The sequence below is a fragment of the Xenorhabdus khoisanae genome, from assembly GCF_001037465.1.
Lineage (GTDB): Bacteria > Pseudomonadota > Gammaproteobacteria > Enterobacterales > Enterobacteriaceae > Xenorhabdus > Xenorhabdus khoisanae.
The window spans coordinates 1-24,437 of the sequence record NZ_LFCV01000070.1 but is presented as its reverse complement, the minus strand read 5'-3'; the positions used below and the strand labels follow the sequence as shown (position 1 = coordinate 24,437).

The following is a 24,437-nucleotide window of genomic DNA, read 5'->3' as shown; positions in this document are numbered from 1 at the left end:
TGACCAGTCATCAGCCCATTTAGGGCCAAACAGGCCGTTTAATTTGGCGGTAGAGCGATAGGTACGGGTCAGGGTTATCGGCAATAATCCGGGGATAGCAATGACAGGCCAGACTTGCAGGAAGTCACCCGTTGCCATATCAACAGGGTCACCTTCTGTTTTGGCTTTATTGCTATTTTGCCCTTCTTTGTTGCTTGACTGGTTGTCAACGGTATCCGTCTCCGTTTTCTTGGGAGTTTCAGGCGCATCGTGGGTTTCTTGAGATTTGCCTTTGATTTTTGCTCCTTTTTTGGCAGCAGCCTTGCCAAGTCCAAGAAGACCTGTCGCTAAAGAAGCCCCTTCGTATATTAAAGCACCACCTTTCTCGGCATCGCTTTTCATTTCCATCTTAATCGCATCAGCATTAACCATATCAACGGCCTTTTGCTGAAGATCAGCAATTCCGACAGGAGCGATGCCCATATATCCTAATGCCTGTTCGGCTGCAACGGCGGGAGTCGTTGCGACTATAATCGCACCTTTTCCGAGCAATTCGCCCATTTCAGGCACGGTATTCCAGAGCGCTTTTCCAGCTCCGACAGCGGCTGCTCCCGGGTTATCCCAGGCTGCCTCCAGATTATGTTTACTCTCATCAGCCCACTTTTTGATGTCATCGCCGGTTTCCTGAAACCAGTCAACAGTTTTATCCCACATGCCTTTTTCCGCCGGAGCTTCAGGTTTAACAGCAGGATTGGCTTCAAGAGGCGTATTTTGTGCCACACCGGCTTGCCCGACAATACTGCCTATCGTGTTGCCCTCACCGGTTGGGCTATCGTTCCTTGGCTTTTGAGGCAACGCGTCATTGGGCTTGGGGTGACCGTCGTCGTCTTCTTTCTCTTCTTCCCATTCTTTCTTTGGAAATTCACCACTTTTAAATTTTTCAACGGTATCTTGAGCCGTTTTCTTAAAAGCCTTAGCTTCGAAGTCAGCGTCTAACTGATTATAGTCAACGTCTAATACTGGGTCGTCTCCGTAATCGCCGTAAAAACGAGAGCTTTGCCGATATAACGTATCTGCATTGCTGAGTGCTTTCTCCGCCTCAGCCGGTGTGCGAATGTTAAATTCTTTACAATATTCTTCGGCTCTAACAGCATCGCTATCTGGTGTGACGAGCATCTTATCTGACATGGCTCCCTCCTTATGCCCCATTCATCCAAAACTTATCCCCGTGGCGCAGCACCAGCTTATTGCCGGCGCGTACGGTGCGGGTGTGCTCCTGCGGGTGGCATTTGCCGCCCACCGTGCCGCTTTTGACGCCATTCGCTACACCGGGTTGATCTCCTATGGTTTGCGGTACAAAACTCTGGGCAAACACCACCACCGGCTGGCCATTGGCACGGACGGTTTTTTCCGGCGCCGAGCTGTCTGCCAGTTTCGCCACGACCGGGTACGGGATCGGCGGGGTGGAAGATCCCATCGGGGTTTTGCACACGTCCGGTAGCATGCCGACAATCATCCAGGTGCCCGCAGTACGGGCGATGTAGTTATCAGCCATCCTTTTTCTCCTCTTCCAGCGGTGCCAGTTTGAGTAACGGTGCCTCCGGGTTGATTTCAAACCGGGCTTCGGCGACCCGTACGGGCAGGGAGGCTTTGAAGCTCAGACGGCAGGTCATATGCAGGGTTCTGGCTTCGCTGTCGATAATGAGCGTGTCGAGACGCATGGGGACGGGCAGCAATATGCCGTTGTGCATCCGCAGCAGAATAAACGGGCGATGCCCCGGCAGGTTGACATGCAGGTCACTGTGGGGCGTCAGGCCGCTCAGGGTGAGGGTAATATCGGTTTCCGGCCAGTCAATTTGTTGGTCAGCCGGTGCCCCGTTCCAGTAACCGAAGTCAAAATCTTTCGGCAGGTAAGGGTGGCGATGTGCCAGCCAGTCGGCATCGTAAGTGCCAGCAAGCTGACGGCGGGGCAACCACGGGCGGCCGATAAACCCCATGCCCTGTGGCTGACAGGCAGGGGTATCGGGAGATAACGTTCCGGTCAGTTGCTCCGCAAAATGCGGCGCGGTAAATGGCGCATCCGGCCGGGTAATGCGCGGTGCGGGGTAGTGGATGAGTTGTTTGGCCTGTGCATACCACGGTGTGATAAACCCCATTCCCAGCGGATTGCTTTCACAGGTGGCATGCGCAATCGGGGCATTTTCCCCGTCCGGGTGCTGCTGGCGCTGTTCTGAGGTTAGCCGGTCGCTATCTTTAATACGCTGGCTTGCTTTATCATTTGCGTAGATTTTGCACTCGCCGCCAAAGGCGTAGCGGTAATCCAGCGGCAGCGTGGTAAAGGGTTTGGACTCAGTTAGTTGCCAGTTACCACTGGCATCACGGATAAACTCCCGTTCGCCGGTCACGGTCAGTGTTTTGTCGAGCAGGGTTTGTCCCTGCTTGCTCTGTACCTGTAATCGGACGGGGAATTCGGTACAGGGCTGACCTTCCGGCGCATAGGCTGTGCCGTTGACAATCACGTCACAGCGCGGTTTAAACGGCGCAAGGTCACTCTCCTGCAACACCTGCGAGGCATTCATCTGCCCACGGTATTCATCCTGTAAGCATAAGGGCGGCGCGGGCAGTAATTCGGCGATATATCCCCCCTGTCCGGCAGGCATCAGCTGGTAGCCGAGCTTCATGACCGCGACGTGATGCTCGGTATCGTCGACATCGAACATTGAGTAGTTCATCACCGCGAAGGGGGTCAGGTTACGAAATTCCATCTCAAGTCTGTCCTTGTTAGTTCAGGTCGATATCTTTACCGCTGATTTGTACCGGGCCACTGGCCTCAAATTTGAATTCACTGCCCTTAATGGTGATTTTGCCGGTGCTGTCCATGCGCAGAACGCTGGCACCGCATTTCAGCTCAATCACATCCCCGGCATTGATGGACAAAGTATTGCCGACCGCAATCGATTTATGGCTGCCAACCTGCTCAGTCTGGCTGGCGCCGACGGTGGTGTTCATGCTGGCGCCGACGGTCAGTGCGTAGACCATGCCGATGGTTTCTGTGCTGGTGAATCTCACCATTTCGTTTTTGTGGGCATTGACCTTGATGTCCTGATTCTTCTCCACGGTTTCGCTGTGGTTCGCCAGTACATGGGTATCACGGTTATTGAGTACCTTGGTGTTCATGTCCTTCTGGGCGTGCAGTGACAGGCGTTCACTGCCTTTGGCATCCTCAAACAGCAGTTCGTTGTAGCCCTGTCCCTTGTGGGTTTTGGAGCGGAATGCCATCTGGGTTTTGCTGCCCGGCAAGGCACCCGGGGGGATATTGCTGGCATGGTAGGTACGCCCGGTGACGATGGGCTGGTCGGGGTCGCCGTGCAGAAAATCCACCACCACTTCCTGTCCGATACGGGGAATGGCGAGCATGCCCCAGCCCTGACCGGCCCACGGCTGGCTGACCCGTATCCAGCAGGAGCTTTGGTCATCGCTCTTACCGTAACGGTCCCATGGGAATTGCAGGCGCACCCGCCCGTACTGGTCACAGAAAATCTCCTCCCCCGCCGGGCCGACGACTTTGGCAATTTGCGGCCCATCAATCACCGGTTTGGGCAACGGTGCCGGACGCCAGTTCTGATTCTGGCGGATGAAGTGGAAATTGCTGTGCAATGTGGTCCCCGAGCCTGAGCTGGCCGTTTCCAGTGCCTGTGGCTGGCTGCCGCTGTGACTGGCTGCCACGGTCTGCCATGACTGATTCAGGTCTGCCCGGGGATGGTTATCGAGAATGAACAGTTTACCCGGTTGCAGGGCGATGGCATGGCCGCTGCCCTGTCCGGTCACGGCATCGCTGCGCAGTGCCTCCAGCCGGTAGCGGGTAAAATCCTTGCCATGCGCCTCGTCTTTGAAGCGGCCCGGATAATCATAATGTTCGTAGTACAGCTGTTGCAGGTTTTCATCCCGCATTTGCTGCTGGAATTCTGCCGGCCACGCCGGGTTCTTGAAGGTGTAATCCTTCAGCTGCACCTGAGCCGGACGTACCTGTGCGCTGCTGGTCAGGCTGCTGACCGCCGGTTCGCCCAGCGTGCTGGCCTCACCCGGCTGATAGGGCAGGCGGATGCCCGGCGGCACTGAACCGCAGTCGTCAGCGAACACCAGCGTGTTACGCCCGTTACTGCATTCGAAGAAGTAGAAAATCCCCTCTTCTGCCGTCAGCCGTTGTAGGAAATTGAAGTCGCTTTCTTGATACTGCACACAAAATTCGCGCTCTGGGTGTGGGTGGCGCAATCGGAATTCCACGTCACGGATGCTGTGCTCTTTGAGGATTTTGGTGATGATATTGGCGATGTTGAGCTGCTGGAAGATACGCGAGTTCTGCCGCAGAGTCGTGCGCCACAGGTCAGGGCGGATGCTCATCCGGTAGGTGGTTTGGTGCAGGCCGGTATTGCCCTGCTCAAAACGGGTAACGATGCCGGTGACGCTGCGCTGTTCGATACCGTTCAACAGAATAGTCAGTGTGGCCGTGCGGTCAAGCACCAGCGGGAAGTCAATGGCGGAGTCGGCACTCGCCAGCCCCACTTCCAGCGTAAAGGGGCGCGAGAAGTGTTCGCTCAGGCTGAAGTCGGTGAGAACAAAGGTCTGTGCCGGTAACGCGCCTGCCGTCAGGGTGAACAACAGGCCGCTGGGATCAGCTCCGCCGCCGCCCAGCCCCAGTTTTTGGCCCAGTTGTTGCTGTGCTTTCACCGCCCCCAGCTGACCTGCGGCGGCTTTGGTTGCCAATCCCGGCCCACCGAGGGCTTTGCCCGCATCACCGGCAAAACCACCGCCGGGGATCAGGCTGCCGGCACCACCAGCAGCCTTGCTTATACCGCCGGGCTGCCCGACAGTACCGGCTATCCCTTTGATGCTGCCGAGGCTGGCAGCAGCGTTACTGCCCGCGCCTGTCAACAATCCTTTGGCCTGTTTCGCCATCTGCGTAGTTTGCTGTCCTTGTTCCAACAGCGCTTTTCCTTTCTTCAATTTTGTGAGGTGCTTTTTCACTGACATATATTCTGTCTCCCTGAGATGATGGAATGTTATGAAATAGGCTATCCTGCCTGATAACAACACAGGTCATAACATTCGGGCACAAGATTTAAATTTAACTCACATTGTCTCCGACAAATTGGTTAATTAAGGCCGCAATACGTTGTTTTACGATAATTTGAAGGGACTTCGTTGTCCGAATATATCGGCTGATCCGTGATAAATAAAATGGGGGGAATAATAAATAACGGATGGGTAAAGGCCAAATTAAATCAAGTGAAATAAAAAACGGCATCTGACAATTACAGTGTAAAAAGTTAAAATGATTGCCGATTAAGTGTTAAACCCCGCTATTTTTCTAATTAATGGAGTTTAAATCTGGTTGTGTTTGGGGCTGATTTTATTTATATGTTTGATTAATAATTAAAATATTACATTTGATTTTTAAAAAAGCATGATCATTTTTGATATGTGAAATTCGTCACATATTAATCATTAGCAAAACGATATTTGTGCATAATCACTAACTTAAATTAATCTTTTCATTATTGAAATGCTTATCGAATATTTTCTTCTGTAAAGATGAATTAATTATTCATTCTCTAAAAGAGATAAATGCACTAATAAAGGGATTATTATTAATACTGATGAAATATGACTTAGGGATATGCGTATCATTTTATATCATTCTACCAACACACATATCCCACCATTAAGATCAGTCAGCCAAATCAACCTGCTGATTGTCAATCAGTCGTGTTTGACCTAACCATGCAGCCATAAGGATCACGGCTTTTTTGCTTTGTGCTGTCAATGGAGCCAGGTTTTCTGCATCGCGGATAAACAATTCATCAGGCATAAAGCCTTCTTCCCGTAAATGCGCAGAAGTTAATTCAATCAGGCGCTCTGTATCCCGTTCTCCATTTCTTAAGCGTTCCGCTATACATTGCATGACCTTATTCAGCAACGGTGCAATTTTTTTCTCTTCAGCAGACAAGAGGTTATTACGTGAACTCAGAGCCAATCCATTTTTATCACGGATAATAGGCACGGATACCAATGTAATGTCGTAAGCCATATCTGCAATCATTTTGCGGATAATCTGCAATTGCTGAAAATCTTTTTCGCCAAAATAAACCAGATCGGGTTGGATTAAATTAAACAGCTTGCTGACAACGGTTGTAACGCCACGAAAATGCCCCGGACGGCTGGCACCTTCAAGCATATGAGATAGCTCTGGCACTTCGACAAATGTTTGCTTACTGTTTAAACCGTTCGGGTACATTTCGCCAACGCTGGGGGCAAAGACTAATTCAACATTGCGACGGCTTAGTTTCTCGCAATCTTCTTGCAAAGTCCGGGGATAATTGATCAGATCATCTTCCCGGTCAAATTGCATCGGATTGACGAAAATACTGACAATAACAACATCAGCCTGCGCTTTGGCGCTCTCAACCAATGCCATGTGGCCATCGTGCAGATTTCCCATCGTAGGGACAAAAGCAATACGCTTACCAGCTTGACGCCAACGGCGGATCTCACGGCGTAAAATTGGGATCGTTTCTATAATCAGCATTGCTGTACTCCTTTAATTAGCAGTCATGCTGGGGAATAATCAATTGAATGAGTGCGCTTGATCAGGATAGGCACCGCTTTCTACCTGTTCTTTATACAGGCGGATAGCATCCCTGACATTGCCAGTTTCTTTGAGAAAGTCTTTGGCAAATTTAGGTGGTCTTGCGGTAATGCCCAAGGCATCGTGCATAACCAGAATTTGGGCATCTGTACCATTACCGGCACCGATTCCAACCACTGGGATTGTGGTGAGCTGGTCGGTAATTTGACGTGCAAGCGCGGCAGGAACGCATTCTAACAACAGTATTTGCATGCCAGCATCTTTTAGGGCGACAGCATCGGTCATTAATTGATTTGCGGATGATTCATCACGACCCTGAACTTTATACCCGCCAAGGATATTAACGGATTGCGGCATTAAGCCTAAATGGATACAGATAGGAACAGAACGCTCAGTCAGCATTCTCACAGTATCACAGAGCCAGCTTCCACCTTCAATTTTGACCATGTTGGCACCGGCACGCATGAGCTTGGCTGCATTCTCACAAGCTTGCTCTGGTGTGGCGTAACTCATGAATGGCATATCTGTAATTAAGAAGGAATCCGGTGCTCCAGTGCGAACGCAACGAGTATGGTAAATGACATCTTCCATTGTGACGGGTAAGGTAGAATCGAATCCCTGCACAGTCATACCCAATGAATCACCAATCAGCATGACATTGATGCCTTGTTCGGCGAAAAGGTGGGCGAAACTGGCATCGTAAGCTGTGATAGTTGCGAACTTACGTTTTTCTTTTTTTAACTGACGCAGGTCAGCCAGGGTGGTTGGTTTCATTATTATCTCCTGAATAGTTATACCCACTATCTTTCATGTTGCGGTCGTAGTTGCAACCTGAAATCCATCAGGTATAGGGCCTATCCCATTGGCTTGTTAAAAAAGCACCCAATAGGATAAACCCTGATTATCCAGAAATCGGCCACGGCTGTATGAGATGTTGAATTACAAAATATGCGAGCTATAACCAAAGCATCAGGCCATTTTCTGGAACTTTTTGTAATCGTTCTGCCAGTGTTTCTCCATCGGGGAATACAAGATCCGGTGCAATTTCTGCAAGCGGATAAAGCATAAATTCGCGCTGTTTTAGACCATAGTGGGGAACAGTCAGGCGTTCAGTATTAATCATATGATCACCAAACAGCATGATATCCAGATCGAGTGTTCTTGGCCCCCAACGTTCATCTTTGCGAACACGGCCTTGCGCCAGTTCGATTGCCTGAGTGTGATCAAGCAAAGTTTCTGGTGGCAATTGAGTTTCTAATGCGACAGCAAGGTTGAGATAATCAGGCTGATCCTGTGGCCCCATTGGTTTAGTCCGATAACAAGATGATCGAACAACAAAAGTGGTATCAGGGATATTTTTCAAAGCAGCAAGTGCATTATCAACTTGCTGCAAAGGATCGGCCAAATTACTGCCAATGGCAATATAAACCCGGGTCATATTAACCGTTGTTCCTGTTTTGACGAGTGTGCCCACCACGGCGGGGACGTGTCCGACGACGAAGGGGTTCATTACCCAGTTCTGATATCATTCCACGCTGCTGCGAAGGTGTTGACTGTTGGAAGTCAGTCCACCACAGTACCAGCTCTCTCAGTTCGTGGCGTGACTCAATACTGGCACGTAACTCCAGTAAATCATATGCAGCACGGAACTTAGGATGCTCCATCAGTTTATTCGCGCGCTTTCCTTGACGACGCGGCAAGCGAAGCTGAAGTAACCAGATATCCCGCATGGTCGTGGTGTGTCGCTTCGGAATGGCAATCGAGTGGCACTGCTCATCAAGAATGTCATTCATTGCCAGTGCGAAAGCATCGTAATACTGTAATCCGCCTTCCTGTGACAGTTTTTCCGCATGTTCGAGCAATGGATACCAAAGCATGGCAGCGAATAAGAACGCAGGGTTAACCCGCTTGTCATTCTGTAAGCGGTAATCGGTATTTTTCAGTACTTGTGCCAACAGTTTTTCCATAGGAGAATCAGCGCGTTGGGTGAAACAGCGTTGAATCATGGGGAATAATGGTTGGAACAGATGATATTCACGCAGCAATTTATAGGTGTTGTAACCTTGCCCCGACTGTAACAGTTTCAGTGATTCTTCGAACAGGCGTGCTGACGGAATGTCTTGCAACAGAAACGCAAGGCGTGGGATCGGTTCGGCGGTGGCTGGCTCAATGGTCATGTCCAGTTTGCTGGCAAAACGAACGGCCCGCAGCATACGTACAGGATCTTCCCGATAGCGCGTTTCTGGGTCACCAATCAGGCGGATAATGCCTGAGTTGAGATCTGCCATGCCGCCGACATAATCCCGCAGTGCAAAATCATCAATGCCATAATAGAGACTATTGATCGTGAAATCGCGCCGTGCTGCGTCTTCTTCAACTGAACCAAAGATATTATCACGCAGTAACATGCCGCTCTGGGCTTTATGTGACTGGTTCCGGTCATTGCTTTCAATTTGCTCATGTGGCCCGCGGAAGGTAGCAACTTCAATGACATCCGGCCCAAACATAATATGGGCAAGGCGAAAGCGGCGGCCAACAAGACGACAATTGCGGAACAATTTACGCACCTGCTCTGGTGTGGCGTTGGTGGCTATATCGAAATCTTTGGGCTGCTTGTGCAGCAATAGATCACGAACTCCACCGCCGACCAGATAGGCTTCAAAACCTGACTTATTCAGGCGATACAGAACCTTCAGGGCATTATCACTAATGTCTTTACGTGAAATCGGATGTTGCTCCCGGGGGATCACCGTAATCGGGGAGTCCGAAGGTTTTGCCTTTGCGGGGTTTTTCCTCATTTTGTCGTTGTCGGCATGTGATGAAGATGAATGATTTCCTCTGCGACGTTTACGCAGAGAACTGCTCTCTGTTTGAGCAGAATGGTCAGATACGGTGGCTGGCCTTTCACTGACTGCCTGTGTGTCGCGTTTTACCCTGTTATCGCGGATCAGTAAATTACGGCAGAAAGTTGCTACTCGGTTAAAAATGGGACACCTCGATAGTGACTAATCAATAAAAACAAAAAATAACCGCCAATCATAACTTACTGGACATTTTTTGAGAATGCTTACAGCGTTAATAGCAACACTTTATTTAAATTGGCAATAGGTTATGTTTTTTGGCGAAATCGCGTTTATATTCCAACTGTCGATAGCCTGCTGTAGCAGTTGTTCTGTAGTGAGATCCTGCCAGCCTACGATAATTGGTTGATTCAAAAATGATAACGCATCAATAAGCAACGGCCTTGGATCACTCAGAGGGATCGGTTGGGCATGATTCTGCTTAGAAAGCTTATTTCCTTCTCGATTTAACACGAGAGGTAAATGTACATAATCCGGCGTCTTAAAATTCAAGTGCTGATACAGAGATAGTTGGCGAACCGTTGGTTCAATTAAATCTGCCCCTCTGACAATTTCAGTGATGCCCTGATAGTTATCATCAATAACAACGACAAGATTATAGGCGAATAACCCATCTTTGCGATGAATAATGAAATCTTCTTCCGCCATTGCCGTAGACACGGTGATATGCCCTTGCAATTTATCGCAAAAACCATTAACTGGATGGTGTTGTTTCAGGCGAATTGCAGCATTATGGCTTGATAAGCATAAGTGACGACAGTGTTTATCATAAAAACCGCCCAGTTGCTGAATGCGCTGGCGGGTACAGGTACAGCAATAGCTATTTCCCTGCTGTTTTAACTGATCGAGGATGGCACGATAGGCTTCATGGCGCTGGGATTGATAAAGAACGTCGTCATCCCAGCAAAGGCCATAATGCTCTAGGGCTTTCAATATCCGGTTGGCGGCTCCAGGTACTTCCCGCGGGGGATCTATGTCGTCAATACGCATCAGCCATTTCCCATGACAGGCACGTGCTTGCAGATAACTGCCCAGTGCAGTCACTAGGGAACCGAAATGGAGATCGCCGGAAGGTGACGGAGCGAAACGCCCAATATATAACGAGGAATGTTCAGATTGAATCATATCAGGATCAATGTAGGGGAATACGGCGCTGTTCAGCGCCGTACTTAACCCCATTTTGTTAGCCAGCCATTTGCTTTTCGCGAATTTCAGCCAACGTCTTACAGTCAATACATAAATCGGCTGTTGGGCGAGCTTCTAAACGGCGGATGCCGATTTCAACCCCACAGGATTCACAATAGCCGAAGTCGTCCTCTTCGACTTTTTTCAGCGTTTTCTCGATCTTTTTGATCAACTTACGCTCACGATCCCGATTACGTAATTCAAGACTGAACTCTTCTTCTTGCGCCGCACGGTCAACTGGATCAGGGAAGTTTGCTGCCTCATCTTGCATATGAGATACAGTACGGTCTACTTCATCCCTGAGTTGATTGCGCCATGCTTCCAGAATCAGCTTGAAATGCTCTAACTGGGCATCGTTCATGTATTCTTCGCCTGGCTTTTCCTGGTAAGGTTCTACCCCAGCGATGGCGAGAATGCTTAAGGACGAGGTTTTACGTTTTTGCCCTTCTTGCATAATGCTTCTCCTTACACACGCACTATCAAACGGCCCCCCAACAGCAGGGGGGAAAAAAATAGGCCGCTATAAATAGCAGATGACTGCGAGGTTGGCAATTGTTCCTGCCATTAGTTTTGCAATGCTGTGAAGGCAGACATGTTTACTGCTTAAATATATCGCAAAACTAACCTCGTTCGCATGATTTGTTTACAAATTATCCCATTGATAAAAAAGGCAATTTGTTACTTAGTATCATCCTGGTTTCTGTCATACTGGCCTTGTAACAAATAACTTCGACCCCTGAATTACATGCTTGTTCCAAAAGATAAGCATAATCATGGTCAATATGTTTTGCTGCCGCAACCTGACTGATCCCAGAATGTAAAACAGCAAATAACAGGACAGCACGCTGACCTTGTTGTGCTATCAATGATAGCTCACGTAAATGTTTTTGCCCGCGAATTGTTACCGCATCGGGAAAATAACCATAATTTTCCTGTAACAATGTCACTGACTTGACTTCAATATAACAATTAACTCGTTGTTTTGATTGTAACAATAAATCTATACGGCTTTTCTCTTTTCCATAATTCACTTCACGGCTGATTTGCTCATAACCAGATAATTCCGAAATGACGTTTTTTTCAATGGCCTGATAGACCAAATCATTGGCTCTGAGGGTATTGACACAAATCCAGTGCCCATTTTGAGTCTGCGTCAACTCCCAGCTATTCGGGTATTTGCGTTTGGGATTATCAGATGTGGAATACCAGACAGTATCTCCCGGCGTAGCACAACCTGTCATTGCACCCGTATTAGCACAGTGTATGGTAAGTGTTTCTCCTTCTGGTGTAAGAACATCCGCCAGAAAGCGTTTATAACGGCGGATTAAAGTAGCAGGCTTTAGGGGAGGTGAAAATTCCATAAACTTTCCTTCATAACCCGTGATTAACAATCTCAGTAACCTGAAATTCGATGAAATAAAATCAAAGATGCTAATGCTACAATGGCATCTGTTGAAAGTTAATCCATTATGGTGATCCTTTGTTATTACCCATTTATGACGTTGTAGAATCCGTCATTGCTAAATTGCAAACGTCGAAACAAGTGCTGCTACATGCACCCACAGGGGCAGGAAAATCGACCGGATTACCATTGGCGATTTTGAATCAAGCATCATTGGCAGGTCGCATTATTATGCTGGAACCTCGGCGTATTGCCGCGCGTAGCGTGGCTGAACGTCTTGCTGAGCAATTGAATGAACCTGTTGGTATGACCGTGGGCTATCGGATGCGCTCTGAAACTAAAGTCAGCGTTTCGACACGTCTTGAAGTGGTGACAGAAGGGATTCTAACACGCATGCTCCAGCAAGATCCTGAATTGAGCGGTGTTTCTCTCGTCATTCTTGATGAATTTCATGAACGTAGTTTGCAGGCGGATTTGGCGCTGGCGTTGTTGCTTGATGTACAGGAAGGATTGCGGGATGACTTGCGTATTTTGGTGATGTCTGCAACGTTGGATAATCAGCGTCTTTCTTCCCTATTGCCGGATGCGCCAGTGATTGTATCAGAAGGGCGTAGCTATCCGGTTGTAAGATTTTATCATCCGCTTCCTTCTCATCAACCTTTCGAACAGTCAGTCGCGTCGGCGGTGTTGCGTTTATTACAGCAGGAGACGGGATCACTATTACTGTTTCTGCCCGGTATCGGTGAAATTCAGCGTGTATTTTCTCAGTTGGAAGGAAAGGTCAGCGACGATACATTATTGTGTCCATTGTATGGCGCGTTGTCGTTGTCAGATCAGCGTAAGGCGATAGCGCCAGCGCCAATGGGGATGCGTAAAGTCGTGTTGGCGACCAATATTGCAGAAACGAGTTTGACGATTGAAGGCATCCGGCTGGTGGTAGATAGTGGCCTTGAACGTACCAGTCGGTTTGAGCCAAAAAGTGGCTTGACACGTTTAATCACCCAGCGCATCAGTCAGGCATCAATGGTTCAGCGGGCAGGGCGCGCCGGACGATTGGAATCAGGCGTTTGTTGGCATCTGTTCAGTCAGGATCAGGCAGAAAGGGCGGCGGAACACAGTGAACCGGAAATCCTGCATTCAGATCTCAGCAGTCTGTTGCTCTCCTTATTACAGTGGGGATGCCGTGACAGTTGCCAGCTCCAGTGGTTGGATAATCCTCCACAACCTGTATTGGCTGTTGCAGAGTCGCTGTTATTGCGATTGGGGGCATTGGATGAACATCAACAATTGACAGCCCGTGGCTGGCAGATGGCGGAATCCGGTAGCGAGCCGCGTTTGGCGGCGATTCTATGTTCGGGTAAAGAACGTGTGGGTAAAGAACGTGCAGAAAAGGAACAAGACAGTTCGGCATTGGCAACCGCAGCAAAACTGGTCGCGATTCTGGAAGAACCTCCTCGCCGTGGACAACCTGATATTACTTATTGGATGACATCAAATCAGCGCCATTGGCAGCAACGGGCTAACCAGCTTATCAGGAATCTTGTGGGCAAGAATGGAAAGCGGGGTGTTGGGAACCAAACAGAGAACATTTGCCTTGATGTTATCCCTGAATTATTGGTACAGGGGTTTCCTGACAGGATCGCCAAAAACCGTGATAACCTTGGGCGTTTTCAGCTCGCTAATGGCTTGGGTGTCGCGCTGGAACGTGAGGAACCACTTTCGGGAGAAGAGTGGTTGGTTGTTCCATCGTTGCAGCAACTTAATACGCCTGATGCCAGAGTATCACTTGCCTGCCCTTTAGATATCGAACATACCTTACGACAATCTCCGCTTCTGTTTACTGAACATACAGCCGTGGAGTGGGATGATAACAAAGGCTCATTGCGGGCATGGAAGCGTTTGCAATGTGGGCGTTTAGTTGTCAAAGCTCAGCCTCTGGCAAAACCTTCAGAATCGGAATTACAAGAAGCCTTGCTGAATTGGGTTCGGCAGGAAGGTTTGTCAGCGTTGAATTGGTCACAGGAAGCGTTGCAATTGCGTATTCGTTTGCAAAGGGCAACCGAATGGCTGCCGGAAGTAGAGTGGCCGGCTGTTGACGATGAATCCTTGCTAAGTACCCTTGAGCACTGGTTGCTGCCTGTGTTGGGCGGCGTTGGTGATTTGAAAGGGCTGCGTCAGATTGAACTTTCATCTTGTCTGATGAGTTTGCTTGATTGGCAGCAACGGCAAATACTGGATAATGAATTGCCTACTAATTACACTGTGCCAACTGGGAGCAGGATCGCTATCCAATATTTTAACGATAAGCCGCCCGTACTGTCAGTCAGAATGCAAGAAATGTACGGGGAGCAGCAAAATCCGGTATTGGCGAAAGGGAGAATTCCGGTTGTGATTGAATTGTTATCTCCTGCCCATCGTCCATTACAGATCACGCAGGATCTCGCTGCATTCTGGCAGGGAGCTTACCGTGAAGTACAAAAAGAGATGAAAGGGCGTTATCCCAAACACTTATGGCCAGATGATCCTGCCAACACGGCGCCGACGAGGCGCGTGAAAAAATATATGTGATTACTTTTAATTCATATTCCGGCATTGAATAAACATTGGAGAATTCGGTATGTCTGATGATGATCGTCAGCCAATCGGACGCAAGGGCAAAAAATCGGGGCCTCGTCGCGGGCGCGCATCAAAAAAACGCGATCAGCGGGATAACTATGATGATTATGAAGATGATGATTTTGACGACGATGAGGATGAAGTCATGACTAAAAAAGGGAAGAATTCCCGACCATCCAAGGCCCGCCCCCCTAAAAATAGAGGGAACTGGTTTTTGTGGCTGCTGTTAAAAGTCTTTATTGTGTTGGCAGTATTGTTTGTTATTTATGGTTTTTATCTGGATAACAAAATGCGCCAGCGTATCGACGGTAAAGTTTGGGATTTACCCGCCGCAGTGTATGGACGGATGGTTAACCTCGAACCCGGCATGAATTACAGTAAGGATGAAATGATCCGTTTACTGGAGGGGATGCAGTATCGGAAAGTGACCAGAATCACCCGTGCAGGTGAGTTCATTGTCAAGGGTAATAGCATTGAGATGCTACGTCGTCCATTTGATTTCCCTGATGGTCAGGAAGGACAAATTGAAGCTCGATTGACCTTCGATAATAATCGTCTTTCCAGCATTCAAAACATGGAAAATCAACGTCAGTTTGGTTTTTTCCGCCTTGATCCGAAATTGATCACAATGATGCAATCGCCGAATGGCGAGCAGCGTCTGTTTATTCCGCGTCAGGACTTTCCTAAATCATTGGTTGAGGCGTTACTGGAAACAGAAGATCGTTATTTCTATGAACATGACGGAGTCAGGCCGCTTTCCATTGCCCGTGCCGTATTGGCTAACTTAATGGCGGGGCGCACGGTTCAAGGGGGAAGTACCCTGACGCAGCAACTGGTGAAAAACCTGTTTCTTTCCAATGCACGTACCTTGAGCCGTAAAGTGAATGAAGCCTACATGGCGTTATTGATGGATGCCCGTTACAGTAAGGATCGCATCCTTGAACTGTACCTGAACGAAGTCTTTCTGGGGCAAAGTGGTGACGAGCAAATCCATGGTTTCCCTCTGGCGAGCCAGTACTATTTTGGGCGTCCGATCGGGGAACTGTCTTTGGATCAGCAGGCGTTGCTGGTGGGCATGGTCAAAGGGGCATCTTTGTATAACCCGTGGCGCAATCCCCAAGTGGCACTGGAACGCCGTAATGTCGTGTTAAAAATTCTTCAGAGCCGCAACGTTATCTCTCAGCAACAATATGATGAATTGAGCGCCCGCCCATTGGGTGTGAAGCTGAAAAATGAGGGAATTACACCACAACCTGCTTTTATGCAGTTAGTGCGTCAGGAACTACAGGAAAAGTTAGGCGATAAAGTTAATGACTTATCGGGTGTGAAAATCTTTACCACTTTAGATCCGGTTGCACAGTTTGCGGCGGAAAAATCGGTGGAAGAAGGTGTTGTTGCTTTGCGGGCCGCCCGTGGAATTAAGGGTCTGGAAGGAGCGATGGTTGTCGTTGACCGTTTCAGTGGCGAAGTTCGTGCAATGGTGGGCGGCTCCCAACCGCAATATGCCGGATTTAACCGCGCATTGAATGCCCGTCGTTTGATCGGTTCTCTTGCCAAACCAGCAACTTATCTGACGGCATTGAGTCAGCCGGATAAATATCGCCTGAATACTTGGCTGGCAGATGAACCTATCTCTGTCCCTCAGACCGGGGGAAAACCTTGGGAGCCGAAGAACTTTAGCCGTACTTTTAGCGGGCGCGTTATGATCATAGATGCGTTGTCGCGCTCGATGAACGTTCCGACGGTTAACCTGGGGCTGGATGTTGGGTTGGATCGCATTACCAGTACCTTAATCTCCTTGGGAATTCCTGCGAAAGAGATTAAACAGGTTCCCGCCATGTTATTAGGTGCGATTGAGTTGACGCCAATGGAAATGGCGCAAGAGTTCCAGACCATTGCCAGCGGCGGTAATCGTGCAAAACTCTCCGCCTTGCGCTCTATCATTGCCGAAGATGGTACGGTGGTTTACCAGAGCTACCCACAGGCAGAACGGGCTGTTCCGCCACAGGCTGCTTATCTGACATTATACGGTATGCAGCAAGTCATAGCGCGAGGTACAGGCCGTTCATTGATTGGAAAATATGGCAAATACAATTTGGCGGGGAAAACCGGAACGACCAATGATCTTCGTGACAGTTGGTTTACAGGAATTGATGGTAAGGAAGTAGCGGTTGTCTGGGCTGGGCGCGATGACAATGGCCCCACCAAGTTGACGGGGGCGACGGGAGCATTAAAGATTTACGAACGTTATCTGGAAAACGAAACGCCATTGATGCTGAATAACCGTCCACCAGAAGGTATCGTGGATATGTCAGTCAATGAAGATGGCAGCTTCGATTGTGCGGGTAATGGCGTAAGGATGTTGCCGGTTTGGACAGACGATCCACAGGCTTTGTGTCAGCAATCAGAACAACAGCCAATAGAAGAGAATGGAGAAGAAGCTCCGGGCTGGCTGCGTGAGATGTTTGGTCAGTAATAATATAGTCATAAAATACCATCCCCATTTGTGATAGGTGGGGATGGATAAACTACTTAATGCAATAGTGCTCTTATGAGCCTCATCTTGCCCTATCTTGAGATCAAGAGTGTTTTTCTATCACTAGATCAACACCTTCGTTTAAAAGTTCATTGAGAGATTGACCTGTGGCTTGTGCGGTGATCGCTAAAGCATGATGTCGTTCTGGTGTCAGCCGAGCTGCAATTTTACCACTGTAAGTTTTGTATGGTTTTATACCATCTTTCTTACATTCATCCAGAAAAATTGTCAGTGATATCGCGCCTTCTTTCTTCAGTTCATCAACGCTATAAGCGTAGAAATCAGCACCACCATTTAAGCCGATAAACTCGCCGCGGAACATTTCTATTTCCGGATCGAAAGAGATAACAGCCGTGTGACCATCGATTTTAATTGTATTATTCATCATGGTTTTATTCCTAAGCTATCCAACCAGATACGAATAGAGTTAACCGCTCCCTTGTCAGTAGTCGGTCTGGGATGTGGCCGGTGAAAAATACGCTTTTCACCGTTCAACAAAACTGCGATTCTGGAACCTTCCCGTTCATGGATCTCTGCGCCTAATGCGGTAAAAAGTGCCTCAATATCAGACCATTTTATAGAACCGTTGATAGGTCTGGAAAACACATCTGACAGAGTTTTTTGGCGCCTACAACCTGATTCCTTATTCGGATATTCAATCTCCATCGCAAAAAAAGTATCAAGATATTTTGTCTGATATAGACTATGGCACAATTTTGATATTAATTTTTACTCATGGGATATGTTTGTATGCTGGGAGTTGGTGTGCTAAATGAATTAAAAATGGCGTTGTTTTTTTATGTATGGGTAATAGCATGAATATTATTGTCTTATCCTTACTCTTTATTACCGCTGCATTATTACATGGCATTAGCGGTATCGGTTTTCCGATAGCCAGTACAACCGCATTAAGCCTATTTATGCCATTAAAAGAGGCGGTTGTATTAGCGTTATGGCCAACATTATTGGTTAATGTTTTGAGTGTAATATCGGGCGGAAAGATTGGTCATATTTTATATAAATATGGTTTGTTAGCCTTCTTTTCCCTGCTCGGCAGTTTTATTGGTGCGAAACTGTTATTTTTAATTAATCCGGCCTATTTGCAATTATTGCTGAGTGGGGTAATTGCATTTTACATTATCAATAATACTCGTGGCAGTAACTTGCATTTGCCAGAAAATCCGATTGTTTTATCTCTATTTGGTTTCGCTGCCGGGGTTATTGGCGGTGCAACCAATGCGATGTCGCCTATCTTAATTATGTGCCTATTGGCAATGAGCAATGATCGCCATGAAATTGCACGAGCAGCGAATTTGTGTTTTTTACTTGGCAAGATCAGCCAATTAATCGTATTACGCCATGAAGCATTCGCGCTGTTTTCCTCGGATTATTTATGGCCGGTAGTGATACTAACTGCGTTATCCCTGCTTTCTCTTTTTATTGGTACTCGCCTGAGATCACTGATTAGCCCACAGCATTTTCGCTGGTTGGTACTGATTTTGCTTGGTGTTTTGGCGTTAATGTCAGCGATTCAGGCGATACGGGCTTTAGTGTGAGTATTTATTCAGACGCCACGGGATCGTAGTGGATAAATTGTGGCGTCTTAGGGAACGGGTATTTTATTTCAGTTTTGCAAAACAACGCGCTGCTGCATCAACGGTACGCTGAATATCTTCATCTGAATGAGCAATGGACATAAACCCTGCTTCAAACGCAGAAGGAGCCAGATAAACGCCTTCATCCAGCATGAAATGGAAGAACTGTTTGAAGCGTTCTACATTGCACTTCATCACATCCTGATAGCAGGTAACGCTTTCCGCATCAGTAAAGAAAATACCGAACATGCCAGCGACGTGATTAACAACCAGAGGAATACCGGCTGCCGATGCGGCATTTTTCAGGCCAGTAGCCAGTTTGTCGGTTAATTCACTCAGACGTTCATGAACACCCGCTTGGGCAACTTCGTTCAGGCAAGCCAAACCCGCAGCCATCGCGATTGGATTACCAGAAAGAGTTCCCGCCTGATAAACAGGGCCGGTTGGCGCCAATTTTTCCATGATTTCCAGACGACCACCAAAAGCACCTACAGGCATACCACCGCCGATGATTTTGCCAAGCGATGTCAAATCCGGCTTAACATCGTAATATTCCTGCGCACCACCCAGAGCAACGCGGAAACCTGTCATTACTTCATCAATGATCAGCAAAGCACTAAATTCATCACACAGCTTACGCAGACCCGGCAGGAATTCTGGCAATGGCGGAATACAATTCATGTTGCCCGCGACAGGTTCAACAATGATACAGGCTATTTCTTCAGGATATTTTTCGAAGGCTTCGCGAACGGAGTTCAAATCATTGTAGGTGCAAGTCAGGGTATGTTTAGCAAAATCCGCAGGAACACCCGGAGAGTTTGGTTGACCGATAGTCAGGGCGCCGGAGCCTGCTTTAACCAACAGGCAGTCAGCGTGACCGTGGTAGCAGCCTTCAAATTTAATAATCTTATCGCGTTGGGTATAACCGCGAGCCAGACGAATGGCACTCATGGTCGCTTCTGTACCTGAGTTCACCATACGCACCATATCCATGGAAGGCACCAGTTTTGTGACTAATTTTGCCATTTCCACTTCGGCAGCGGTTGGCGCGCCAAAACTCAGGCCACGTTCAGCAGCTTCAATGACGGCATTACGGATGGCAGGATGGTTATGCCCAAGCACCATTGGTCCCCATGACCCGACATAATCGATATAGGCATTGTTATCGACATCATAAAGATAGGCACCATCAGCACGTTGGATAAAGACAGGCGTACCGCCAACACCGTTAAAAGCACGTACAGGTGAATTGACACCACCGGGGATCACATGTTTTGCCTGAGAGTAAAGCGTTTCGGACTGGCTCATTAATAAAAGCTCCTGAAAGATAACGGTACAGATATGGGAATGCCATTCTAAAGCACCCCAATGGGGAAGCCAAATTATCATGTAGATGAGAGTTTGTGAGAGATCTCTGAACAGAAATAAGCGTGATAGGGTCGTGTTTTCGTAATATATAATTAAGTTAAAGCTTATCTTGTTACTGATTTTATAAAAACCAAGCATTACGGAATCGTGTGTAATTTGAGCAATTGGTGCCGAGGTTGTATTATAGTGATGATAATGTATCCAATCAGTGCAAAGACTGTATTATAATGGTGATAACTTTATAAGTATCAAAGGATTGCCCTGTCTTTCGGAGGGAAGGCAAATGTTGATTGATGAAGCAAAAGATGTAGCGGATTGCCGTCACCTTTGACGTGTCGGCTGATTGGCTGATATTTGAGCAAGAAGAACGTGAGCCGCAGGATGAACTGAAGCTGAAGTTTGAGGCGGTTAAACAAATGGATGAGGAAGAGCAGCGTTTAGTAACGGCGGTATTGGATGCCTTGATATTAAAACATCAGGCAAAACGGCTGATTGGGTGACCTGATTTAACGCGGCGCTGTTGTGGTTGCAACGCATCAACGCCGCTCACCACACCCAACTATCTAGGGGTTGAATAATGGTTAAGGCGCATTCTAAGCAAAACCGGGCGGTAAATAAAGCCGCGCAAAACGAACGTTATTACACCGTGGAATACGTGCCGCAAAACGACAAGGCCACCGCCCCGTCTGCGATCCACCTGAAAGGCCAATAGCTTAAGGCTGCCGGGTTTGATATTGGCGGCACGCTCACGGTTAAAATCATGTATGGTTGCTTGGTACTGATCCCCGACAGCGATGACATTCGAACCATTAAGCAACAGATCAGCGTCAGCAAGACCAGCTCAGTGAAATTAAACTGAGAATGCCGGAACTGATTGGCGTCTACAAAAGCGGCTGAGGGCAGGGAGTGAGCGGCTCTTAAAAAAGCAGAAAGCCGGAAGATCACGGGGATCTTTCCGGCTCATAGATACCCAATTACTTAAGGACCGAAAAAGTAAATTAGCGTATTAAAAATATCATTATCTTCTTTAGTTAATTCCCTTTTTTCCATCTCACTATATTTATAGAGTATCGCTTTCATTGGAATAGGGCGATCATCCATTTTTGCTATTTCCATTAGCGCATTGATATCATTTTCATTTATCAAAGTTCTTTTAAACACCTGATAAAGCATTGCTTCTGCATCTTCTCTTTTCAACATTTCCATCTTATTTGTCCGGTAAAATTTTAACTGAATCAAAGTGAATAACTTGATTATCGGCATGCAATTGAACAGCTCCACCTTTCCCATATTGAGGGTATGCTGCTGCGAAAGGTTCTAATTTAGTTGGATGAGAGTTTCCTTCCCATTTAGGAACAAAAGCTGTTGGCTTACCATCTTTATACAGTTGCAACGTGTCAAAAGTACCTCTAAGCCGTGCATCACTCCACTCAGGGGCTATTTGGAAAGCATCTCTTGCTTCACTGCCAGTGGAGTATTTTTTAAATCCAAACCAAGAAACAGGCGCTGATTTATTATTCATTGTTGGAGTAACCCACTCATTCACAGAACCGTCTTTTTCCAAATATTTCATATGACGGTATCCTGTTGATGGTAATGTAGCACTTGGTCCATCTGGTCCAACATAAAAATCAGGTTTACTAGGCGGTTCCCCTTTGTTACCAACTCCACCTGCAAGCCCGTAAGGATCTACCCACTTCGCCGGATTATGTACATATCCGTAAGGATTCACGCCCCCCGCCAGCCCTATCGGGTCTGGACTAATATACTGCCCGCTCTCCGGCGAGTAATACCGAAAGCGGTTATAATATAACCCGCTTTCCTCATCCTCATACTGGCCCATAAACCGGAAGTTGCACTGAACATGGTGATCCGGGTGATGGGACGGCACGCCGCCCCGGTTTTCGGCTTTGCCCCAGGTGCTCAGCCGCTGGCTCCAGATCAGTTCGCCCTGCTCATCCAGCAGTTCCCGTACCGTGCCCTGGTGGTCGCTGATGGCGTAGTGCAGTTTGCCCCGTTCAAAACGGGCCGCCGGCGTCAGGCTGCCCGGTTCATATAACCAGCGCACGCGACGCTCTTCCAGCCGGGTGCCGTCAAGCTGATACGGCACTTCCTCAATCAGCTGATCCCCGCTCCACAGGTAATCATAGCCGCCCAGCGCTTTCGGATTGTCCGGCAAATCCGGCTTACCAGCCAGCCACAACTGTAAATTCGCCGCGACCCGTTTTCCATCGTGCGTTTTTTGTTTCTGGATACGCCGCCCGAAAGGATCGTATTTGTATTGCCAGCGCGAGCCATCCGGGGTTTCTAAGTGGGTGAGCTGGTTTTGTGTATCCCAGCGGTAGCGCCAGATTTGCGGGCGGAAACCGTCACGCTGCTCGGCTTTTTCGACTAACTGGCCGTTATCATCATAGCGATAATGAATATCGCCCCGCTGCACCACTCGCCCAGCTTTCTGTCGCTGCGTAATTTGTTCCATCGCGCCGTACGCATCGACAGGCAGATGTTGGCTCAGATTGCCGTTGGCATCATAGCTGAATTGCTCTTCATGCGGACGCGCACCCTCGAACAGGGTATGCAGTATTTGGTCGTTATTATTGTAACGGTAACGGGTTTGCCCCCAGCGGCTGTCATCAATGACCCGGACGTTATTGGCACGGTCATATTGCCAGCTTCGATTGACAGCGGTCGCTTGTGGCGGGAAGTGCGGGTCGTTTTGAGCCAGCGTTTCCCTGAAAAATTGGGTGGCCTGCCCCGCCGATTGATGTGCCAGCAGGCCAGTTGCGGTGTAGCGGCTGGCAAGGATAAAACCGTTGGCACTTTCGCGCACCGTTTCCCGTCCCAGTGCATCATGCTGGAAGGTCAGCGGCGTATGCTGGTTGAGCTGGAAATGGTTCAGTGCACCTATTGAGTTATAACCGAAGTGCAGGGTGTTGCCATCAAGGCTCTCACTCACTGGACGTCCGGTCAAGCTATCCCATTCGCGCGTGATTTCTCGTCCGTTGATACGTTCACAGGTCGGCAGGCCAGTGGCCTTGTCATACTCATATTCCACCACGGCATCGGCGTTAGTGGCTTTCACCAACTGATGCCGCTTGTTGTATTCGTAACGGGTCGTGGCTTTCAGCACCAGTTGGTTATCTTCCGGCTGCCAGCTTTCCTGTTTGACCAGCAAACCAACAGCCGAATAGTGCCAGCGAAGCTGCTGACCGTCGGGATATTGAGTCAGTGTGCGGCATCCCAGTTTATCGTACTGATATTCGAGGGTACGCCCGGTAAAATCGGTTTCGCGGATGATTTGACCCGCGGCATCCCGCTCATAACGGTAAGTTTCGCCGGTGGAGGCGGTCACTGAGTTCAGCCGGGTCAGGCGGTCATAGCCAAAGCGCAGCGTGGTGCCATCGGGGCGGGTCACCTGAGTCAGCAGGTCAAACGCGCCGTAAGTGTAGCGTGTGGTATGGCCTTCGCCGTCAGTCACCGCCACCACGCGCCGTTCACTGTCATAGGCCAGTTGCTGGGTGACGCCATCGGGCAGGGTGATTTCGGTCAGGCTGCTATTGAGACCGGCATGGTCGTCGCTGTAGCGGTAGCGGGTCTGCTGTTTGAGGGCATTGGTGATTCCACGCAGGCGCCCCAATGTGTCCAGTTCCAGTCCGGTCGTCTCACCGTCCGGGGTCATGATGTTGGCAAGGCGCAGCTGTTTGTCGTAGGCATAGTGCCACTCGCGGCCATCGGGGAGGAGTCGCCGGCGCAGTTCCCCGTGGGTGCCGTAGTGGTACGCCTCCTTGTGCCCCAGCGGGTTGGTCAGTGCTATCAGGTTACCTAGTGAACGCCCAGTTGGCAGGACACTTTTAGTTAACTGCCCGTGTTCATCATAACCGTAAGCAAAGGTGTCACCGACCAACAGCATCATTGCAGTCAGCGCACCGTCAGGGTTGTAATCGAACGTGATGAGCCAGTGAAAATATCACCTTTATTACGATGACCAAAATTACTGTGCCATATTTGGACGCCCCCGGTTATGCAAGTACTAACACCCAGCACACTGCGCAACCGTTCCACCGCATGGCGCAGAATGAACTTAAGCTGAAGTTTGAAGCAGTTAAACAAATGGATGAGGAAGAGCAGCGTTTAGTAACGGCGGTATTGGATGCCTTGATATTAAAACATCAGGCAAAACGGCTGATTGGGTGACCTGATTTAACGCGGCGCTGTTGTGGTTGCAACACATCAACGCCGCTCACCACAA

At 48.5% G+C, this 24,437-nt stretch carries 20 protein-coding genes and 2 pseudogenes; 5 read left to right on the top strand and 17 right to left on the bottom strand.

Annotated features, from left to right (window positions below; translation table 11 throughout):
- The 11 genes from AB204_RS23055 to sfsA all read right to left on the bottom strand — a co-directional run.
- A partial coding sequence (locus AB204_RS23055; protein ID WP_047963545.1) for a DUF6531 domain-containing protein occupies positions 1 to 1,167 on the bottom strand: 1,167 nt, incomplete at its 3' end.
- 10 nt (positions 1,168 to 1,177) lie between these two features.
- Complete coding sequence (locus AB204_RS11685) at positions 1,178 to 1,534, bottom strand: DUF4150 domain-containing protein (protein WP_047963544.1); 357 nt, start codon at positions 1,532 to 1,534, stop codon at positions 1,178 to 1,180.
- The gene (locus tag AB204_RS11680) at positions 1,527 to 2,744 is read right to left on the bottom strand and encodes a DUF2169 family type VI secretion system accessory protein (protein ID WP_047963543.1); all 1,218 of its coding nucleotides are present in this window, start codon (positions 2,742 to 2,744) and stop codon (positions 1,527 to 1,529) included. Before AB204_RS11680 ends, AB204_RS11685 begins: the two co-directional genes overlap by 8 nt.
- A 16-nt stretch (positions 2,745 to 2,760) precedes the next feature.
- Positions 2,761 to 5,010 (bottom strand): type VI secretion system Vgr family protein, encoded by a 2,250-nt coding sequence (locus tag AB204_RS11675; protein WP_047963542.1) that lies wholly within the window; start codon positions 5,008 to 5,010, stop codon positions 2,761 to 2,763.
- Between the two features lie 697 nt (positions 5,011 to 5,707).
- Positions 5,708 to 6,565, bottom strand: a complete 858-nt coding sequence (gene panC / locus AB204_RS11670) for a pantoate--beta-alanine ligase (protein WP_047963541.1) — start codon at positions 6,563 to 6,565, stop codon at positions 5,708 to 5,710.
- 39 nt (positions 6,566 to 6,604) lie between these two features.
- Positions 6,605 to 7,399, bottom strand: coding sequence for a 3-methyl-2-oxobutanoate hydroxymethyltransferase (gene panB / locus AB204_RS11665; protein WP_047963540.1), 795 nt, complete (start codon positions 7,397 to 7,399; stop codon positions 6,605 to 6,607).
- A 181-nt stretch (positions 7,400 to 7,580) separates the two neighbouring features.
- On the bottom strand, positions 7,581 to 8,063 hold the full coding sequence (gene folK / locus AB204_RS11660) for a 2-amino-4-hydroxy-6-hydroxymethyldihydropteridine diphosphokinase (RefSeq protein WP_047963539.1): 483 nt from the start codon (positions 8,061 to 8,063) through the stop codon (positions 7,581 to 7,583).
- A gap of 1 nt (position 8,064) precedes the next feature.
- The gene (gene pcnB, locus AB204_RS11655) at positions 8,065 to 9,423 is read right to left on the bottom strand and encodes a polynucleotide adenylyltransferase PcnB (RefSeq protein ID WP_235428080.1); all 1,359 of its coding nucleotides are present in this window, start codon (positions 9,421 to 9,423) and stop codon (positions 8,065 to 8,067) included.
- Positions 9,424 to 9,714: 291 nt separating this feature from the next.
- Positions 9,715 to 10,611 (bottom strand): tRNA glutamyl-Q(34) synthetase GluQRS, encoded by an 897-nt coding sequence (gene gluQRS / locus AB204_RS11650; protein ID WP_047963550.1) that lies wholly within the window; start codon positions 10,609 to 10,611, stop codon positions 9,715 to 9,717.
- Positions 10,612 to 10,669: 58 nt separating this feature from the next.
- Entirely contained in the window at positions 10,670 to 11,125 is a 456-nt protein-coding gene (gene dksA / locus AB204_RS11645; protein ID WP_047963537.1) for an RNA polymerase-binding protein DksA, read from the bottom strand.
- A gap of 196 nt (positions 11,126 to 11,321) precedes the next feature.
- The gene (gene sfsA / locus AB204_RS11640) at positions 11,322 to 12,032 is read right to left on the bottom strand and encodes a DNA/RNA nuclease SfsA (RefSeq protein ID WP_047963536.1); all 711 of its coding nucleotides are present in this window, start codon (positions 12,030 to 12,032) and stop codon (positions 11,322 to 11,324) included.
- A 119-nt stretch (positions 12,033 to 12,151) separates the two neighbouring features.
- On the opposite strand from sfsA, the gene hrpB reads away from it, so the two are divergent.
- Both hrpB and mrcB read left to right on the top strand, forming a co-directional pair.
- Positions 12,152 to 14,641 carry an ATP-dependent helicase HrpB gene (hrpB, locus tag AB204_RS11635; protein ID WP_200898231.1) on the top strand — a complete coding sequence of 830 codons (2,490 nt, stop codon included), beginning with the start codon at positions 12,152 to 12,154 and terminating at the stop codon, positions 14,639 to 14,641.
- Positions 14,642 to 14,690: 49 nt separating this feature from the next.
- Entirely contained in the window at positions 14,691 to 17,165 is a 2,475-nt protein-coding gene (gene mrcB / locus AB204_RS11630) for a bifunctional glycosyl transferase/transpeptidase (protein WP_047963534.1), read from the top strand.
- A 103-nt stretch (positions 17,166 to 17,268) separates the two neighbouring features.
- On the opposite strand, the gene AB204_RS11625 is transcribed toward mrcB, so the two are convergent.
- Positions 17,269 to 17,613, bottom strand: a complete 345-nt coding sequence (locus tag AB204_RS11625; RefSeq protein ID WP_235428079.1) for a type II toxin-antitoxin system HicB family antitoxin — start codon at positions 17,611 to 17,613, stop codon at positions 17,269 to 17,271.
- Complete coding sequence (locus AB204_RS11620; protein ID WP_411354716.1) at positions 17,610 to 17,831, bottom strand: type II toxin-antitoxin system HicA family toxin; 222 nt, start codon at positions 17,829 to 17,831, stop codon at positions 17,610 to 17,612. Before AB204_RS11620 ends, AB204_RS11625 begins: the two co-directional genes overlap by 4 nt.
- 209 nt (positions 17,832 to 18,040) lie before the next feature.
- On the opposite strand from AB204_RS11620, the gene AB204_RS11615 reads away from it, so the two are divergent.
- On the top strand, positions 18,041 to 18,781 hold the full coding sequence (locus tag AB204_RS11615; protein WP_047963532.1) for a sulfite exporter TauE/SafE family protein: 741 nt from the start codon (positions 18,041 to 18,043) through the stop codon (positions 18,779 to 18,781).
- 63 nt (positions 18,782 to 18,844) lie between these two features.
- Here the strand turns inward: AB204_RS11615 and hemL are convergent, their stop codons facing one another.
- Entirely contained in the window at positions 18,845 to 20,128 is a 1,284-nt protein-coding gene (gene hemL / locus AB204_RS11610; protein WP_047963531.1) for a glutamate-1-semialdehyde 2,1-aminomutase, read from the bottom strand.
- 371 nt (positions 20,129 to 20,499) lie between these two features.
- Here hemL and AB204_RS11605 point away from each other — a divergent pair.
- Positions 20,500 to 20,688 (top strand): annotated as a pseudogene (locus AB204_RS11605) (helix-turn-helix domain-containing protein); the annotation flags it as partial.
- 59 nt (positions 20,689 to 20,747) lie between these two features.
- Here the strand turns inward: AB204_RS11605 and AB204_RS23215 are convergent.
- The 3 genes from AB204_RS23215 to AB204_RS11590 all read right to left on the bottom strand — a co-directional run bounded on the left by AB204_RS23215 (position 20,748) and on the right by AB204_RS11590 (position 23,867).
- Positions 20,748 to 21,005: a hypothetical protein gene (locus tag AB204_RS23215; protein WP_161796561.1), complete on the bottom strand. Its 258-nt coding sequence runs from the start codon at positions 21,003 to 21,005 to the stop codon at positions 20,748 to 20,750.
- 161 nt (positions 21,006 to 21,166) lie between these two features.
- Positions 21,167 to 21,394 (bottom strand): hypothetical protein, encoded by a 228-nt coding sequence (locus AB204_RS11595; RefSeq protein WP_047963530.1) that lies wholly within the window; start codon positions 21,392 to 21,394, stop codon positions 21,167 to 21,169.
- Between the two features lies 1 nt (position 21,395).
- Entirely contained in the window at positions 21,396 to 23,867 is a 2,472-nt protein-coding gene (locus AB204_RS11590; protein WP_235428081.1) for an RHS repeat-associated core domain-containing protein, read from the bottom strand.
- A gap of 383 nt (positions 23,868 to 24,250) precedes the next feature.
- Between AB204_RS11590 and AB204_RS23850 the strand changes: the two are divergent.
- A pseudogene (locus AB204_RS23850) lies at positions 24,251 to 24,382 on the top strand (helix-turn-helix domain-containing protein); the annotation flags it as partial.
- Positions 24,383 to 24,437: the final 55 nt, after the last annotated feature.